The organism is Pseudomonas sp. NFACC39-1, assembly GCF_900110355.1.
GTDB lineage: Bacteria > Pseudomonadota > Gammaproteobacteria > Pseudomonadales > Pseudomonadaceae > Aquipseudomonas > Aquipseudomonas tehranensis.
In genome coordinates, this window is record NZ_FODL01000011.1 from 99092 (window position 1) to 115282 (window position 16191).

Sequence of the window (16191 nt, forward strand, 5' to 3'; positions counted from 1 at the left end):
AGCGGGGATAAATCCCCTCGCCACATAAAGCGCTCACTGCCCAGGCTTGATCCTGTCAGCCGGACGCCGAACACCCGCCACAATCTTATCCACAGCCTTGGTCGCCGCGACCATGCCGAACGTCGCCGTGACCATCATCACCGCGCCAAATCCACCAGCGCAGTCGAGCTTGACGCCATCGCCGACGAAACTCTTCTGCAGGCAAATGCTGCCGTCGGGTTTGGGGTAGCGCAGTTGTTCGGTCGAGAACACGCAGGGCACGCTGTAGTGGCGGGTCACCGTGCGGGAAAAACCGTAGTCGCGGCGCAAGGTAGAACGCACTTTCGAGGCCAGCGGATCGTTGAACGTGCGGTTCAGGTCGCAGACCTGGATCAGCGTCGGGTCGATCTGCCCGCCCGCGCCACCGGTGGTGATGATCTGGATCTTGCGGCGCTTGCACCAGGCGATCAGCGCCGCCTTGGCGTTGACGCTGTCGATGCAATCGATCACGCAGTCAATGTTCGGCGTGATGTATTCGGCCATGGTGTCGCGGGTGACGAAATCCGCCACGGCATGCACCGTGCAGTCGGGGTTGATGCCGCGCAGGCGCTCGGCCATCACCTCGACCTTGGGTTTACCGACGGTGCTGTCCAGGGCATGCAGTTGACGGTTGGCATTGCTGACGCAGACATCGTCCAGGTCGAACAGGGAGATCTCACCCACGCCGCACCGAGCGATGGCTTCCGCCGCCCAGGAACCAACGCCGCCCACCCCGACAATCGCCACATGGGCCGCCCGCAGGCGCTCCAGGCCTTCGATGCCATACAAACGGGCGATACCGGCAAACCGTGGATCTTCTGTACTCATGACCATTACCCCAAAAACCGGCGCGCATTATAGGGCTTTGTCGTAACAATTTAAGCAAAACCTCTGTAGGAGCGAGCCTGCTCGCGATGGCTTCAGTTCAGTCAATATCAATGTCGACCGATCCACCGCAGCGCGAGCAGGCTCGCTCCCACAGGTTTCGTGTTCCAACTGACCAGCACCAGGGGCCCATGGGGGTCGTTTTGCTATAAGATAACCGCCATTTTGTGAGCCTTGGCCAAATACAACCCAATGGCTGACCTCAGGATCTGTGGGAGCGGGCTTGCTCGCGAAAGCGGGGTGTCAGGCAATACCTTCGCTACTGACACACCGCCTTCGCGAGCAAGCCCGCTCCCACAGGTCCGCGCCTTTATTCCATGCTTTCGGAGTTCTCCATGACGGCCCACGCCGACCTCTCGCCGACCCTGCAACTCGCCTGCGACCTGATCCGCCGTCCGTCCGTGACGCCGGTGGATGCCGATTGCCAGAAACTGATGATGCAGCGCCTGGGCAGCGCGGGCTTTACGCTCGAACCGATGCGCATCGAGGATGTGGATAACTTCTGGGCCAGCCATGGCAAGCATGACGGCCCGGTGCTGTGTTTCGCCGGGCACACCGACGTGGTGCCGACCGGTCCAGTACAGGCCTGGCAGCTCGACCCGTTCGATGCGGTCATCGATGAACACGGCATGCTCTGTGGCCGTGGCGCGGCAGACATGAAAGGCAGCCTGGCGGCGATGGTGGTGGCAGCGGAACGGTTTGTCGCCGACTACCCGGACCACAAGGGCTCGATCACCTTTCTGATCACCAGCGACGAAGAAGGCCCGGCCCACCACGGCACCAAGGCCGTGGTCGAGCGCCTCAAGGCCCGCCAGGAACGCCTGGACTGGTGCATCGTCGGCGAGCCGTCGAGCACCACCCTGGTGGGTGACGTGGTCAAGAACGGCCGCCGTGGCTCCCTCGGCGCCAAACTGACGGTGCGCGGCAAGCAAGGCCACGTGGCCTATCCGCACCTGGCGAAGAACCCCATCCACCTGGCGGCTCCAGCGCTGGCAGAGTTGGCCGCCGAGCACTGGGACCACGGCAACGACTTCTTCCCGCCCACCAGTTTCCAGATTTCCAACCTCAACTCCGGCACTGGCGCAACCAACGTGATCCCCGGCGACCTGGTGGCGGTGTTCAACTTCCGCTTCTCTACCGAGTCCACCGTCGAAGGCTTGCAAAAACGCGTCGCCGATATCCTCGACAAGCATCAACTGGACTGGCACATCGATTGGGCGTTGTCAGGTCTGCCGTTCCTCACCGAACCGGGCGCGCTACTGGACGCCGTTTCGTCGAGCATCAAGGACGTCACCGGCCGCGAAACAAAAGCCTCCACCAGCGGTGGCACCTCCGATGGTCGTTTCATCGCCACCATGGGCACCCAAGTGGTGGAACTGGGGCCGGTCAACGCGACCATTCACCAGGTCAACGAACGCGTGCTGGCGGCTGACCTCGACGTGCTGACCGAGATCTACTACAAGACGCTGATCAAGTTGCTCGCCTGATGCTCGCCTGTCCGATCTGCAGTGAACCGCTGAACGCCGTGGACAACGGCGTGGTGTGCCCGGCCGGCCATCGCTTCGACCGCGCGCGGCAGGGTTACCTGAACCTGCTGCCGGTGCAGCACAAGAACAGCCGTGATCCCGGCGATAATCAGGCGATGGTCGAAGCCCGCCGCGACTTCCTCAACGCTGGGCATTACGCCCCTGTCGCCCGGCGTCTGGCCGAACTGGCCGCCGAGCGCGCGCCCAGTCGCTGGCTGGACATCGGCTGTGGCGAGGGCTATTACACCGCACAGATTGCCGACGCCTTGCCGGATGCCGATGGCTACGCCCTGGACATCTCCCGGGAAGCGGTCAAACGCGCCTGCAAACGCGATCCCCGGCTGACCTGGTTGATCGCCAGCATGGCCCGCGTACCGCTGGCGGACGGCTGCTGCCAGTTCCTGGCCAGCGTGTTCAGCCCGCTGGACTGGCAAGAGGCCAAACGCCTGCTCAGCCCCGGTGGCGGCTTGATGAAGGTGGGCCCGACCAGCGGCCACCTGATGGAGTTGCGCGAACGGCTGTACGACGAAGTGCGCCAGTACACCGATGACAAACACCTGGCCCTGGTGCCGGCGGGCATGGTGCTCGATCACAGCGAAACCCTCGAATTCAAGCTCATGCTCACAAGTGCCCAGGACCGCGCCAACCTGTTGGCGATGACGCCCCATGGCTGGCGCGCCAGTGCCGAACGCCGCGCCAGCGTGATCGAGCAGGCCGAGCCGTTCGAGGTCACGGTGTCGATGCGCTACGATTATTTCGTTCTTCAATAACCTTTTGATTCCCGGCCTCGGGCAACCGCCAGAGGCCAGTTAAATCCGCGAATGGATTTTTCAAGACCGCAGTGAGGACATCCATGCGCCAACCCGATATCGAGATTTACCTCAAAGACGCCGACGTCGATCACAAGGCCATTGCCGCCTGGCTCGGCCAGGCCCTGGGCCCGTGCAGCGACTGGGTGCAGAAAGGCCAGACCTACAAGTGCAAGGCCGGCAACATCCCGGTGACCTGGCTGCCCAAGGCCGTGGGCAAATGGAACAGCCTGTACCTGGAAAGCGACCAGACCCCGTGGGAAGACGACATTGCCTGCGCCCGTGCAGCCTTTGCCGCGCTAAACGTCGAAGTGCGCTGCGCGCCCGGCTCGTGGGTGGAAGAAGAAGGTGAGGAATCGGCCGATCGCTGGATTCGCATCAGCGTTGATGGGGAAGAAGAGATTACCTGGAAGACGGCGTAACTATCTGAGGGCCTGCCACCATTGCGATGACCGCCGCAGATAAAAAGGTAAAAGCAGAACCCATGTGGGAGCGAGCCTGCTCGCGATAGCGGTGTGGCAGTCAATGATGTATTTGCCTGATACACCGCTATCGCGAGCAGGCTCGCTCCCACAATGGGTTTTGTATAGCCCTGAACGCGGGTTACAACCCCACCACATCCTCAGCCTGCAAGCCCTTCTGCCCTTCCACCACCGCGTACTCGACCTGCTGGCCTTCCGTCAGGGAACGGTGCCCCTCACCGCGGATCGCGCGGTAATGCACGAATACATCCGCCCCGCCTTCACGCTGGATGAAGCCATAGCCTTTGGCGTCGTTGAACCACTTCACATTGCCGGTTTCGCGTGCTGCCATGATTGCTCACTCCCATTTCTTATTTTTAAGTCGGCCTTTCCCATTAACGGCAAAGGGCAAAGCCGTACGATCTTCGCCGCCGTCCAGCCGTCCACGAGGAAGGCAGAGGCAGTCAGCCGCCCGAGTATATGACAGACGCAAAAACTCTCAACTGACTTTACTTCGGCGCTTTTTTGCCGATTTTCGACGAATCCGGCACACTAGCCGCCGCTTTATCTTATCCACTCATGCAGAAGCCGTATGACCCGTTCCCCGTTCCGCCGTCTTGTGTTTGGCACCCTGCGCCGACTGTTGTACCTCTGGGTTCGCTCCGAGACGATCAACCAGTCGTCCTTCACCCTCAACCTCGACCGCAGTCGTCCGGTGTTCTACGTCCTGCAAAACCCTTCGCTCACTGACCTGGCAGTGCTCGACACCGAGTGCACCAAGGCTGGCCTGCCCCGTCCGGTACTGCCGGTGTCCGTGGGCAACCTGTTGGAACCGGCGGCGTTTTTCTACCTGACCCCGGCGCCGGACTGGCTCGGCCGGCAGGACAAACGCGGCGCGCCGCCGACCCTGACGCGACTGGTCAATGCCCTGACCCACAACGCTGCCGAAGATGCGCAGATCATCCCGGTCAGCGTGTTCTGGGGGCAGTCGCCCGACAGCGAGTCCAGCCCATGGAAGCTATTGTTCGCCGACAGCTGGGCCGTCACTGGCCGCCTGCGGCGCTTGCTGAGCATCATGATCCTGGGACGCAAGACCCGCGTGCAGTTTTCTGCGCCGATCCATTTGCGCGAACTGATCGAGCACGACAAGGGCCACGAACGCACCGTGCGCATGACCCAGCGGATCCTGCGGGTGCATTTTCGCAACTTGAAAGCGGCGGTCATTGGCCCCGACATTTCCCACCGACGCAACCTGGTCAAGGGGCTGCTGAACCAGCCGCTGGTCAAACAGGCGATTGCCGACGAGGCCGAGCGGGAAAAAATCACCCCGGAAAAAGCCAAGGCTCAAGCGCTGCGCTACGGCAACGAAATCGCCTCGGACTACACCTACACCGCGATCCGTTTCCTGGAAGTGGTGCTGAGCTGGTTCTGGAACAAGATCTACGACGGCATCAAGGTCAACCACATCGAAGGCGTGCAGAAGGTCGCCCAGGGCCACGAAGTCATCTACGTGCCGTGCCACCGCAGTCATATCGACTACCTGCTGCTGTCGTACCTGCTGTTTCGCAACGGCCTGACCCCTCCGCACATCGCCGCCGGCATCAACCTCAACATGCCGGTGATCGGCGGCCTGCTGCGTCGGGGCGGGGCGTTTTTCATGCGCCGCACCTTCAAGGGCAACCCGCTCTACACCGCGGTATTCAACGAGTACCTGCACACGCTGTTCACCAAAGGCTTCCCGGTGGAGTATTTCGTCGAGGGCGGTCGCTCGCGCACCGGGCGCATGCTGCAACCCAAGACCGGCATGCTCGCCATCACCTTGCGCAGCTTCCTGCGCTCCTCGCGCATGCCCATCGTGTTCGTGCCGGTCTACATCGGCTATGAGCGTGTCCTGGAAGGCCGCACCTACCTGGGTGAACTGCGTGGGGCGAGCAAGAAGAAAGAATCGATCTTCGACATTTTCAAGGTTATCGGCGCCCTCAAGCAGCGCTTCGGCCAAGTAGCGGTGAACTTCGGTGAGCCGATCAAACTGGCGGAGTTTCTCGACGGCGAACAGCCGGGTTGGCGCCAACAGGAGCTGGGCCCGCAATTCAAGCCGGCCTGGCTCAACGCAACCACCCACCGCCTCGGCGAGCGGGTGGCCCGACACCTGAACGAAGCGGCGGCCATCAACCCGGTCAACCTGGTCGCCCTGGCGCTGCTGTCCACCAGCCGCCTGGCCCTGGACGACCGTGCCATGGCCCGGGTGCTGGACCTGTACCTGGCGTTGCTGCGCAAAGTGCCGTACTCGCCCCACACCACCTTGCCCGAGGGCGATGGGCGTGCGCTGATCGAGCACGTCAAAGGCATGCACTTGCTGTCAGAACAGAGCGATGCCCTGGGCAAGATTCTGTATCTGGACGAGCAGAACGCGGTGCTGATGACCTACTACCGCAACAACGTGCTGCACATCTTCGCCCTGCCGGCGTTGCTGGCGAGTTTCTTCCAGAGCACCTCGCGCATGAGCCGCGAACAGCTCCTGCGCTACACCCGCGCCTTGTACCCCTACCTGCAATCGGAGCTGTTCATTCGCTGGTCACTGGAAGAACTGGACGCCGTGGTCGACCAATGGCTCGACGCGTTCGTCGAACAGGGCCTGCTGCGTTTCGAAAAAGACCTGTACCTGCGCCCAGCCCCGAGTTCGCGGCATTTCGTGCTGCTGACCCTGTTGTCCAAGAGCATCGCGCAGACCTTGCAGCGCTTCTACATGACCGTCTCCCTGCTGCTCAACAGCGGCCAGAACAGCATCAGCGCTGAAGAACTGGAAGACCTCTGCACGGTCATGGCCCAGCGCCTGTCGATCCTGCACGGCCTGAACGCACCGGAATTCTTCGACAAGAGTCTGTTCCGGCATTTCATCCAGACCATGCTGGACCTGGACGTACTGCGCCGGGACGAAGCGGGCAAGCTAAGCTATCACGAGCTGCTGGGTGAACTGGCCGAAGGTGCGGCCAAGCGCGTCCTGCCGGCGGAGATCCGTTTGTCGATCCGTCAGGTGGCGTTGCATCGCAGTGAAGATGCGGCAGATCAGGTCACCCCGGTGGCTGCGGACTGACCCCACAGGCGCCAGGTTTTCTCTGGCGCCCTCAATATGGAAATGCCCCCCAATGAAAAAGCTTCTTCTCGTCGCCGTTGCCACGTTACTCAGTGCCTGCTCCAGCGCACCGCTGGCGAGCAAAAACAGTCTCGACGGTGAAGTGTTCTACCTGCAGCGCATCGCCCTGCCGCCCACCGCTGTCTTGAGCGTGAGCCTGCAGGATGTGTCCCTGGCCGACGCCCCTGCGGTGGTGCTCGATGAACAGAGCGGTCCGGTCAAGGGCCAGGTCCCGCTGCCGTTTCACCTCAGCTATGATCCGGCCCAGGTCAAACCCGGCCATCGCTATGCCGTGAGCGCGCGCATTGAAGTGGACGGCCAGTTGATGTTCATCACCACCGAACAACACACCGTGCAGCTCGATGGCAAAGATCCACAGCCGCTGAAGATCCGCGTCAACGCCGCACGCTGATTTCTCTTTCTAATTTTCTTCAAGGAAGCTGCCATGCTCCGCTCTACGCTCCGTTTCACCAGCCTGTGCGCCGGCCTGTTGTTCTGCGCCAACACCATGGCCCTGTCCCTGGCCGACCTCTCGCAGAAGGACGCCACTGGCGGCCTCAAGGACGCCCTGACCCAGGGCGCCCAAGTAGCGGTCAAGCAGCTGGGCACACCCGGTGGCTTCAGCAACAACCCCGAAGTGAAGATCGAACTGCCGGGCAAACTCGGTAAAGTCGCCAGCAAGATGAAAGCCTTTGGCATGGGCGATCAAGTCGAACAACTGGAAACCAGCATGAACCAGGCCGCTGAAGCCGCTGTGGTCCAGGCCCAGCCGATCCTGGTCAATGCTGTGAAGAACATGAGTGTGAGCGATGCCAAGGGGATCTTGAGCGGCGGCAACGACTCCGCTACGCAGTACCTGAACAAGAGCAGCCGCGAGCAGATTCGCGCCAAGTTCCTGCCCATCGTCAAGCAAGCCACCGACAAGGTTGGCCTGGCGCAGAAATACAACACGTTCGCAGGCCAGGCGGCCACCTTCGGTGTGCTGGACGCCAAAAGCGCCAACATCGAAAACTACGTGACCGAACAAGCGCTGGACGGTTTGTTCGAGATGATCGGTAAACAGGAAGCCACCATCCGCCAGAACCCTGCGGCGGCGGCGACCAGCTTGGCGAAGAAGGTGTTTGGAACGCTCTAAGACTCAGCACAAAACACTGTGGGAGCGAGCCTGCTCGCGATAGCGGTATCAGCCATAACATCTGTATTGACTGATACTCCGCTATCGCGAGCAGGCTCGCTCCCACATTCGATCTTCAGCGTTATCAGAATCGTGTCAGGTCTTCTTGACCCTGAACCACGCCGCATACAGCGCCGGCAGGAACAACAGCGTCAACGCCGTCGCCACGATCAGCCCGCCCATGATCGCCACCGCCATCGGGCCAAAGAACAGGCTGCGTGAAAGCGGGATCATCGCCAGCACCGCCGCCAGCGCGGTGAGCACAATCGGGCGGAAGCGTCGCACAGTGGCTTCGATGATCGCCTGCCACGGCGCGAGCCCACTCTTGATGTCCTGTTCGATCTGGTCCACCAGGATCACCGAGTTGCGCATGATCATCCCCGACAAGGCAATGGTGCCCAGCATGGCGACAAAACCGAACGGCTGGCGGAACACCAGCAGGAACAGCGTGACGCCGATCAACCCCAGGGGCGCGGTGAGAAACACCATGGCCGTGCGGGAGAAACTGCGCAGTTGCAGCATCAGCAACGTCAGCACCACGACGATGAAGAGCGGCACCCCGGCATTCACTGACGCCTGACCACGGGCGGCATCCTCTACCGTACCGCCTACTTCCAGCAGATAACCGTCCGGCAGCTCGGCGCGAATCGGGTCCAGGGTCGGGAAGATCTGCTGTACCAGGCTCGCCGGTTGTTCCTTGCCATAGATATCAGCCCGCACGGTCACACTGGGCAGGCGATTGCGGTGCCAGATCACACCTTCTTCGAAGCCGTATTCCAGCGTCGCGATCTGCGACAGCGCAACGCTTGTACCATTGTCGGTCGGCACCGCCAGGCTCGGCAGCAGCGACAATTCGCTACGCTCGTGCAGCGTACCGCGCAGCAGAATCTCGATCAGTTCGTTGTCTTCCCGGTACTGGCTGACGCTGGAGCCGGTCAGGGAGCTGCGCAAAAAGCTCGCCAGGTTAGCCGTACTCACGCCCAACGCTCGGGCGCGGTCCTGATCGACATTCAGGTACACCACCTTGCTCGGCTCTTCCCAATCCAGATGCACGTTGGCCACGTAGGGGTTTTCACGAACCTTGGTCGCCACTTTCCGCGCCAGGGCCCGGACTTGTTCGATGTGCTCACCGGTCACGCGAAACTGCACCGGATAACCCACTGGCGGGCCATTTTCCAGGCGCGTGACCCGCGAGCGCAGGGCCGGGAACTGTTCGTTCAACGTAGTGATCAACCAGCTGCGCAGGGGCTCGCGGTCTTCGATGGTCTTGGCCAGCACCACGAACTGGGCGAAGCTGGGTGCCGGCAGTTGTTGATCCAGCGGCAGGTAGAAACGCGGTGAACCGGTGCCGACATAAGCCACGTAGTTGTCGATGCCCGCGTGGTCCTTGAGCAGCGCTTCAAGGCGCTTGACCTGCTCGGCGGTGTTGCTCAGGGACGCGCCTTCGGCCAGCTTCAGGTCGACCATCAGCTCAAGTCGCCCCGAGGCCGGGAAGAATTGTTGCGGCACGAAACGAAACAGCGCCACGGAGCCCACAAATAACAGCACGGTCAGCACGATGACGGTTTTGCGCCGCCGCACGCACCACTCCACCAAGCGCCGGACACGCTGGTAGAACGGCGTGCCGTAGGGGTCGAACTGGCCATCAGCGGTGCCGTGTTTGGCGGCATGAATTTTCGCCAGGTCCGGCAGCAGTTTCTCCCCCAGATACGGCACGAACACCACCGCGGCCACCCAGGAGGCCAGCAGCGCCAGGGTGACGACCTGGAAAATCGAACGGGTGTACTCGCCGGTGCCTGACTGCGCTGTGGCGATCGGCAGGAAACCCGCAGCGGTGATCAGCGTACCGGTGAGCATCGGGAATGCGGTGCTGGTCCAGGCATAGCTGGCGGCCTTGATTCGGTCGAAGCCCTGCTCCATTTTGATCGCCATCATCTCGACCGCGATGATCGCGTCATCCACCAGTAGACCCAACGCCAACACCAGCGCGCCAAGGGAAATCTTGTGCAGGCCGATGCCCAGGTAATACATCGCGGCGAAGGTCATCGCCAGCACCAGCGGAATCGCCAGGGCGACCACCATCCCGGTCCGCAGCCCGAGGGAGAAGAAGCTCACCAGCAACACGATCGTCAGGGCCTCCACCAGCACCTGAACGAACTCGCCAACACCGGTTTTCACCGCCGCCGGCTGGTCCGAGACCTTACGCAATTGCATGCCGGCCGGCAGGTTGTTCTGAATACGGGCAAACTCGGCCTCCAGGGCCTTGCCCAGAATCAGAATGTCGCCGCCGTCCTTCATCGCCACGGCCAGACCGATGGCATCTTCGGCCATGAAGCGCATGCGCGGGGCTGGCGGATCGTTGAAACCGCGATGCACATCCGCGACATCGCCGATACGGAACGTGCGATCAGCGACACGAATGGGGAAGTCGCGGATCTCTTCTACTGTCTGAAAGTTTCCCGATACCCGTAACTGGATTCGCTCGCTGCCGGTTTCGAAAAAGCCTGCGGTCGATATCGCGTTCTGCTCTTCCAACGCCTGCTGGACTGCCGCCAGCGGCACGCCGAGAGTCGCCAGCTTCACGTTCGACAGTTCGATCCAGATTTTTTCGTCCTGCAAGCCCAGCAACTCGACCTTGCCCACATCCTTGACCCGTTGCAGTTGGATCTGGATGCGATCGGCGTAATCCTTGAGCACGCCGTAGTCAAAACCGTCCCCCGTCAGCGCATAGATATTGCCGAAGGTGGTGCCAAACTCATCGTTGAAAAACGGCCCCTGGATCCCCGGCGGTAAGGTGTGACGGATGTCACTGACCTTCTTGCGGATCTGGTACCACAACTCGGGAATCTGCGCCGAATGCAGGGAATCGCGAGCCATGAAAGTCACCTGGGATTCGCCCGGGCGGGAGAACGAGACGATTCTTTCGTAATCGCCGGTTTCCATCAGTTTCTTTTCGATGCGTTCGGTGACCTGGCGAGACACCTCCTCGGCCGTAGCCCCCGGCCAGTTGGTGCGAATGACCATGGCCTTGAAGGTAAACGGCGGGTCTTCGCTCTGGCCGAGCTTGGTGTAGGAAAGCGCGCCGACGATTGCCAGCAGCAACATCAGAAACAGGACGATCTGGCGGTTACGCAGCGCCCATTCGGAAAGATTGAAGCCCATCGGGAATTACTCCTTGACCGCCAGATTGACCACGCGGTTGGAGCGATCCACCGGCCGCACCTGCTGACCGTCGAGGAGCACGTGCACACCGGCTGCGACGACCCAGTCATTGGGGCTCAGCCCTTCAAGCACCGGAACGGTTTTTTCGCCAAACGGGCCGACGCGCACCGGGGCTTTTTTCAAGGTGTTATTGCCGTTGACTACCCACACGTAAGTGGCGCCGTTCTCGGCGGTGAGTGCAGACAGTGGCACCGACAGCGACACCTGGTCGCCGGTCTGGATAAACACTCGGGCACTCTGGCCCAACTCAGCCGGAACACTGCCGGCAGTGAAGGCAACGCGAGCGGCGAAGGTGCGGGATCTGGGATCGGCGGCTGGCGACAGTTCGCGAATACGTCCGCTGAAACGCTGATCGGGCTGGCTCCATAACTCCACAGAGACCGGCTGACCAATCTTGAACCGGCCAAAGCCCTGCTCCGGCAGGCTGATCAGCACTTCACGCTCGCCGTCGGTGGCGAGGGTGAAGACCGTTTGACCGGCCGACACCACCTGCCCTACCTCCACGGAACGCCGGGCCACCACGCCATCCTGAGGCGCGCGCAACACCGCGTAACTGGCCTGGTTGCTGGCGACATCGAATTCAGCCTTGATCTGCTTGAGCCGCGCGGCACCGGAGCGGTAGAGGTTTTCTGCGTTGTCATACTGGGAGCGGCTGACCATCTGCCGCTCCATCAAGGTTTTGTAGCGATCACGTTCAGCGCGTACCAGGTTCAGGTTGGCTTCGGCGGCGGCGACCTGGGCACGGGTGGCTTCCAGCTGCAGGCGCACATCCTGGGGATCGAGCTCAGCCAGGGGCTGGTTGGCCTTGACTCGCTGGCCCTCTTCGACCAGTCGTCGGCTGACTTTGCCGCCGATGCGAAAGGCCAGGTCTGGCTCGAATCGCGCCCTGACTTCACCCGGGTAACTTTCCATCGCTTGGCCCGAAGGCTCTGGCTGCACCACCATGGCGGGGCGCACGGCCAGGGACACGGGTTCGTCCTGACCACACGCAGACAATAAAAAAACCAGGCTCACTGGCAGGGCGAGGGGCAAGGCATAGCGGAACATGGCGAGTGACCTTTCGCTAATGGTGCTTGGAATAATTATACTGGCGAGTATGTTATTAATAGCAAACTCACCAGTCCAGTATTAAAAGCGAATAATGTCGAACAATCTTTCACCTCCCAACGGCCCAGGCCGTCCGAAGGATCTGGCCAAGCGCCAGGCCATCCTCGACGCGGCAAAAAAACTCTTCGTGAGCCTGGGGTATGCCAACACCAGCATGGACGCGGTCGCCACCGAGGCCGGAGTGTCGAAGCTGACGGTCTACAGCCACTTCAACGACAAGGAAACGCTGTTTTCCGCTGCCGTGGTGGCCAAGTGCGAAGAGCAAGTGCCGCCGCTTTTCTTCGAATGGCCTGACGGGGTGCCGATCGAACATGTGTTGTTGAACATTGCCCGTGGTTTTCACCAACTGATCAACAGCGATGAATCGGTGAACCTGCATCGGTTGATCATGGCCTTGGGCAGCCAGGACCCGCAGTTGTCGACGATCTTCTTTGAAGCCGGCCCGCAACGGATGCTCTCAGGCATGGAAAGGCTGCTGACCAAGGTCAACCAGAGCGGCGCCCTGAGCATCGACAAACCGCGCAATGCGGCGGAACACTTCTTCTGCCTGATCAAGGGCGCGGCGAATTTCCGCTTGCTGTATGGCTGCGGCGCACCGTTGGAAGCCGCAGCAGCCGAGGCGCATGTCGAGGAAGTGGTGGGGTTGTTTATGCGGGCTTATCGACCGCAGATCAGCTGATAGATTTTCGTCGACTGGGCGGGCCTCATCGCGAGCAGGCTCGCTCCCACAGGGTAAGGTGTTGATCACCCGTTCTGTGACCGACACACATCCGCTGTGGGAGCGAGCCTGCTCGCGATGCAGGCGACGCGATCTCAGGCCTTGAGCGCCTTCTTGGGATAGATATCGTAGCGGCTGGACTTACCCTCCAGCCCATGACTGGGTTTTGGCCCCTCGATGCACGGTGCCTTGCGCGGGCGCTTGACCACAACCCGGTGGGTGGCCAGGGCCAGGGCCGCGGCCAGCAGCGCTGGAGCGTCCAGGTCGTCGCCCACCAGCGGCCGGAACAGGCGCATTTCCTTCTTCACCAGGGCCGTTTTCTCACGATGAGGAAACATCGGGTCCAGGTAGATCACCTGGGGCGGCTCGCCCTGCCAGTTGCGCATCACCTCGATGGAGTTGCCCTTGAGCAAACGCATGCGGGCGACGATCGGCGCCACATCGAAATCCTCCGCTGCTCGGGCCAGGCCATCCTCAAGCAATGCGCCGATCAGCGGCTGGCGCTCGATCAGGCTCATTTCACAGCCCAGGCTGGCCAGCACAAACGCATCCTTGCCCAACCCGGCCGTGGCATCCAGCACACGCGGACGTACGCCCTGGGCGACACCGACGGCCTTGGCGATCATCTGGCCGCTGCCGCCGCCGTACAAGCGGCGATGAGCCGCGCCTCCTTCGACGAAGTCCACCCGCACCGGTCCCGGCGCGTCCGGCCCCAGTTGCTGCAATTGCAGCCCCTGCTCACCGACCTGCAAGGCAAACTCGCCATCGTCCACCTGCAACGGCAGGTCAAGGCGCTGTGCCCAGTGCTCGGCCTGCAGCTGGAAGGCCGGGGCCAGGGCCTCGACATGGATGCGGCAGACCGCAGGTTGCTCATTCATGGAAACATGCTCAAAAAATTAAGGATCGGCAAAAACGGCCGATAACAACGGTGAACGGCATTTTGCCAGAGCTGAGCGTCGACCGAGAAAAATGTCAGACATTCAATCCACATCGATAGGCGTCATCTCCCCTTACGGCGATTACAGCCTGCGCAACACCCAAGCCCTGAGCGGCGTCAGTCACCTGTGGCAGGATTTTTTTGCCCGGGCCCTGGCCGATCAACTGGGTGAAAACGCACCGGCGCCTGGCAGCTATCAGCCAGTCGCCCTCGATGAGGCTGTTGAACCGACCCTCGGCGCCGAATTGCTCGAGCACATTGTCAGCCAGCGCAACTGCCAGGTGACAGAAACCCCAGTCAAACCGCCTGAGCCGCTGTTCCTGCCAATCGCTGAATTTGAACTCGACCTGCTGGATAAACCCTTCCCGCCGTTCCCGCCGGAAGAAATCGCCACCCAGCAAAAACAGCAGACCTTCGAAAGCAACTGGGTTCGCCCTCTGGTTCTTGCCGCCGGCCAACCGCTGCCAGAACCGGGCCCAGCGCCTCAGCCACGTCCATTGCACCTGCCGATTGCCGAATTCGAACTGGACCTGCTGGACAAGCCGTTCCCACCGTTCCCGGAAGAGGAGTTGGTGGCACAGCAGAAGCAACTGGACTTCGATACCCGCTGGGCACGCCCGATCGTGTTGCAGAACCTGCGCATCGCCGCCTGAATCAACGGCAAATCCACCAGGGCCCGACATCCAGATGAAAATGGTTGCGGTGCGCCGCGTTGTAATCCGGGCTCAAGACCACATTGAACACGTCACAGGCCCCGTCGCGCACCTGGCGCAGAAATTGGGCGTGGGTGTTGTCCTTCGGCCAGTCCTTGAGCACGCTCACGCTGCGACCGTCCGCCAGGCGAAAGCCGGCGATATCCAGCGCACTGGCCGTGGCATGCTGGCTGCGCGCCCCGCTCTCACGACCGTACAGGTTGCGACAGGCGAAACTGCCCAGATGATCGACCCGCGCCACTTTCTGCCCATAGGTCGCCAGCGCCGCCGGCTGCAGCGCATGCCGTTCAAATAAGGCAAACGCAACCGCCAGCGGACAACTGGCCAGGAAACCGCTGCTCAACGCCACCTCGCCGCCCTGCACCCTCAGCACATTGCTCAGCGGGCAACTGGCCTGGGGACTGCTGTCGGCCTGGCGAGTGGCCCGTAGCCCCGAGGTCGCGAGCGCTTGGTCGCACAGTTGCGGATCGTTGCGCAGGGCCATGAGTTTGTATCGGGTCAGCAGGTTCGGCGGCACGTTGACGTCCAGGGGCGCCCAGGGATTCCACTGCGGTGGCACCGCCAGCCAGCCGCGCCATACGCCCAGCACCGCGACGCCAACGACCAGCAGCAAGAACGTAAGACCTTTTAAAACCCGCACGACAATGCCTCGGGTCTCAACCCTTGAAGAGCTGGTTAGCCTGGTTGAAAGGCATCGAACGACGGGTGAAGGTGAACGAGCCTTGCTCGCGGATTTCCTCGGCGGCACGGAAGAACTCGCCATACGCCGCCAGGGCCAGCGCGGAGCCGACACTGATGCGCTTGACGCCCATCTCGCTCAACTGTGCGACCGTGAGGTCCAGCGCCCCGGACATCAACACATTCACCGGTTTCGGCGCCACCGCCTGGACCACCGCGAGCACCTGTTCGGCCGAGTTCAAGCCTGGGGCATACAGCACGTCGGCACCGGCATCGGCGAACGCCTTCAGGCGGCGGATCGTGTCATCCAGATCGGGATTGCCGTGGAGGAAGTTTTCCGCCCGGGCGGTCAGCACAAAGGGATACGGCAGACTGCGCACCGCGTCGGCTGCGGCTTTAACCCGCACCACGGCATGCTCGAAGCCATAGATCGGACGGTCTTCGCGCCCCGTGGCATCTTCGATCGAGCCACCCACCGCGCCGGCCTGCGCCGCGCGGATCAGGCTGCTGGCGCACGCCTCGGGGGCATCGGCGAAGCCGTTCTCCAGATCGACCGCCACGGGCAGGTCAGTGGCCGCTACAATCGCCCGGACATTGGCCAGGGTGTCATCCAGCCCCGCCGCACCATCGGGCCGTCCCAGGGAAAAAGCGTAACCGGCACTGGTGGTGGCCAGGGCCTCGAAGCCAAGGCTGGCAAGCATTTTTGCCGAACCGGCGTCCCACGGGTTGGGAATGACGAACGCACCTTCGCGTTCATGCAAGGCTTTGAACGCCTGGGCTCGACGGGTTTGCGCATCCATGGAAATCACT

At 61.9% G+C, this 16191-nt stretch carries 15 protein-coding genes; 8 read left to right on the forward strand and 7 right to left on the reverse strand.

Annotated elements, in window-relative coordinates:
• Positions 1 to 33: 33 nt before the first annotated feature.
• On the reverse strand, positions 34 to 852 hold the full coding sequence (tcdA, locus tag BMY45_RS21555) for a tRNA cyclic N6-threonylcarbamoyladenosine(37) synthase TcdA (RefSeq protein ID WP_092401243.1): 819 nt from the start codon (positions 850 to 852) through the stop codon (positions 34 to 36).
• Between the two features lie 386 nt (positions 853 to 1238).
• On the opposite strand from tcdA, the gene dapE reads away from it, so the two are divergent.
• From dapE to BMY45_RS21570, 3 genes are all read left to right on the forward strand, one after another.
• Positions 1239 to 2390, forward strand: a complete 1152-nt coding sequence (dapE, locus tag BMY45_RS21560) for a succinyl-diaminopimelate desuccinylase (protein WP_092401246.1) — start codon at positions 1239 to 1241, stop codon at positions 2388 to 2390.
• Positions 2390 to 3199 carry a putative RNA methyltransferase gene (locus tag BMY45_RS21565; RefSeq protein WP_092401249.1) on the forward strand — a complete coding sequence of 270 codons (810 nt, stop codon included), beginning with the start codon at positions 2390 to 2392 and terminating at the stop codon, positions 3197 to 3199. Before dapE ends, BMY45_RS21565 begins: the two co-directional genes overlap by 1 nt.
• Before the next feature lie 83 nt (positions 3200 to 3282).
• A complete protein-coding gene (locus BMY45_RS21570; protein WP_063322778.1) occupies positions 3283 to 3660 on the forward strand; it encodes a hypothetical protein in 378 nt (125 codons plus the stop codon).
• 181 nt (positions 3661 to 3841) lie between these two features.
• Here the strand turns inward: BMY45_RS21570 and BMY45_RS21575 are convergent, their stop codons facing one another.
• The gene (locus BMY45_RS21575; protein ID WP_003184959.1) at positions 3842 to 4051 is read right to left on the reverse strand and encodes a cold-shock protein; all 210 of its coding nucleotides are present in this window, start codon (positions 4049 to 4051) and stop codon (positions 3842 to 3844) included.
• A 240-nt stretch (positions 4052 to 4291) separates the two neighbouring features.
• Here BMY45_RS21575 and plsB point away from each other — a divergent pair, with 240 nt between their 5' ends.
• Genes plsB through BMY45_RS21590 form a run of 3 tightly spaced genes read left to right on the forward strand, consistent with a single transcriptional unit; the run spans position 4292 to position 7967 of the window.
• On the forward strand, positions 4292 to 6793 hold the full coding sequence (gene plsB, locus BMY45_RS21580) for a glycerol-3-phosphate 1-O-acyltransferase PlsB (RefSeq protein WP_092401252.1): 2502 nt from the start codon (positions 4292 to 4294) through the stop codon (positions 6791 to 6793).
• A 52-nt stretch (positions 6794 to 6845) separates the two neighbouring features.
• The gene (locus BMY45_RS21585) at positions 6846 to 7244 is read left to right on the forward strand and encodes a YbaY family lipoprotein (protein ID WP_047227547.1); all 399 of its coding nucleotides are present in this window, start codon (positions 6846 to 6848) and stop codon (positions 7242 to 7244) included.
• Positions 7245 to 7277: 33 nt separating this feature from the next.
• Positions 7278 to 7967: a DUF4197 domain-containing protein gene (locus tag BMY45_RS21590; protein WP_092401255.1), complete on the forward strand. Its 690-nt coding sequence runs from the start codon at positions 7278 to 7280 to the stop codon at positions 7965 to 7967.
• A gap of 135 nt (positions 7968 to 8102) precedes the next feature.
• On the opposite strand, the gene BMY45_RS21595 is transcribed toward BMY45_RS21590, so the two are convergent.
• Entirely contained in the window at positions 8103 to 11168 is a 3066-nt protein-coding gene (locus BMY45_RS21595; protein WP_092401258.1) for an efflux RND transporter permease subunit, read from the reverse strand.
• A gap of 6 nt (positions 11169 to 11174) precedes the next feature.
• Positions 11175 to 12275 (reverse strand): efflux RND transporter periplasmic adaptor subunit, encoded by a 1101-nt coding sequence (locus BMY45_RS21600; RefSeq protein ID WP_092401260.1) that lies wholly within the window; start codon positions 12273 to 12275, stop codon positions 11175 to 11177.
• 94 nt (positions 12276 to 12369) lie between these two features.
• Here BMY45_RS21600 and BMY45_RS21605 point away from each other — a divergent pair, with 94 nt between their 5' ends.
• The gene (locus BMY45_RS21605) at positions 12370 to 13014 is read left to right on the forward strand and encodes a TetR/AcrR family transcriptional regulator (RefSeq protein WP_092401263.1); all 645 of its coding nucleotides are present in this window, start codon (positions 12370 to 12372) and stop codon (positions 13012 to 13014) included.
• Positions 13015 to 13148: 134 nt separating this feature from the next.
• Here the strand turns inward: BMY45_RS21605 and BMY45_RS21610 are convergent, their stop codons facing one another.
• Entirely contained in the window at positions 13149 to 13931 is a 783-nt protein-coding gene (locus tag BMY45_RS21610; protein WP_092401266.1) for a class I SAM-dependent methyltransferase, read from the reverse strand.
• 91 nt (positions 13932 to 14022) lie between these two features.
• Between BMY45_RS21610 and BMY45_RS21615 the strand changes: the two genes are divergently transcribed.
• Positions 14023 to 14643, forward strand: a complete 621-nt coding sequence (locus BMY45_RS21615; protein ID WP_092401269.1) for an energy transducer TonB — start codon at positions 14023 to 14025, stop codon at positions 14641 to 14643.
• A gap of 1 nt (position 14644) precedes the next feature.
• On the opposite strand, the gene BMY45_RS21620 is transcribed toward BMY45_RS21615, so the two are convergent.
• Positions 14645 to 15343: an extensin-like domain-containing protein gene (locus BMY45_RS21620; protein ID WP_092401272.1), complete on the reverse strand. Its 699-nt coding sequence runs from the start codon at positions 15341 to 15343 to the stop codon at positions 14645 to 14647.
• A gap of 16 nt (positions 15344 to 15359) precedes the next feature.
• Positions 15360 to 16181, reverse strand: coding sequence for an isocitrate lyase/PEP mutase family protein (locus BMY45_RS21625; RefSeq protein WP_092401275.1), 822 nt, complete (start codon positions 16179 to 16181; stop codon positions 15360 to 15362).
• Between the last annotated feature and the right edge of the window lie 10 nt (positions 16182 to 16191).

What these genes read in the sequence shown, in the direction of transcription:
- plsB (WP_092401252.1), top strand. Translation starts at nt 4,292, where the DNA reads ATGACCCGTTCCCCGTTCCGCCGTCTTGTGTTTGGCACCCTGCGCCGA.
- BMY45_RS21565 (WP_092401249.1), top strand. Translation starts at nt 2,390, where the DNA reads ATGCTCGCCTGTCCGATCTGCAGTGAACCGCTGAACGCCGTGGACAAC.
- BMY45_RS21590 (WP_092401255.1), top strand. Translation starts at nt 7,278, where the DNA reads ATGCTCCGCTCTACGCTCCGTTTCACCAGCCTGTGCGCCGGCCTGTTG.
- BMY45_RS21595 (WP_092401258.1), bottom strand. Translation starts at nt 11,168, where the DNA reads ATGGGCTTCAATCTTTCCGAATGGGCGCTGCGTAACCGCCAGATCGTC.
- tcdA (WP_092401243.1), bottom strand. Translation starts at nt 852, where the DNA reads ATGGTCATGAGTACAGAAGATCCACGGTTTGCCGGTATCGCCCGTTTG.
- dapE (WP_092401246.1), top strand. Translation starts at nt 1,239, where the DNA reads ATGACGGCCCACGCCGACCTCTCGCCGACCCTGCAACTCGCCTGCGAC.
- BMY45_RS21575 (WP_003184959.1), bottom strand. Translation starts at nt 4,051, where the DNA reads ATGGCAGCACGCGAAACCGGCAATGTGAAGTGGTTCAACGACGCCAAA.
- BMY45_RS21615 (WP_092401269.1), top strand. Translation starts at nt 14,023, where the DNA reads ATGTCAGACATTCAATCCACATCGATAGGCGTCATCTCCCCTTACGGC.
- BMY45_RS21585 (WP_047227547.1), top strand. Translation starts at nt 6,846, where the DNA reads ATGAAAAAGCTTCTTCTCGTCGCCGTTGCCACGTTACTCAGTGCCTGC.
- BMY45_RS21570 (WP_063322778.1), top strand. Translation starts at nt 3,283, where the DNA reads ATGCGCCAACCCGATATCGAGATTTACCTCAAAGACGCCGACGTCGAT.
- BMY45_RS21625 (WP_092401275.1), bottom strand. Translation starts at nt 16,181, where the DNA reads ATGGATGCGCAAACCCGTCGAGCCCAGGCGTTCAAAGCCTTGCATGAA.
- BMY45_RS21610 (WP_092401266.1), bottom strand. Translation starts at nt 13,931, where the DNA reads ATGAATGAGCAACCTGCGGTCTGCCGCATCCATGTCGAGGCCCTGGCC.
- BMY45_RS21605 (WP_092401263.1), top strand. Translation starts at nt 12,370, where the DNA reads ATGTCGAACAATCTTTCACCTCCCAACGGCCCAGGCCGTCCGAAGGAT.
- BMY45_RS21600 (WP_092401260.1), bottom strand. Translation starts at nt 12,275, where the DNA reads ATGTTCCGCTATGCCTTGCCCCTCGCCCTGCCAGTGAGCCTGGTTTTT.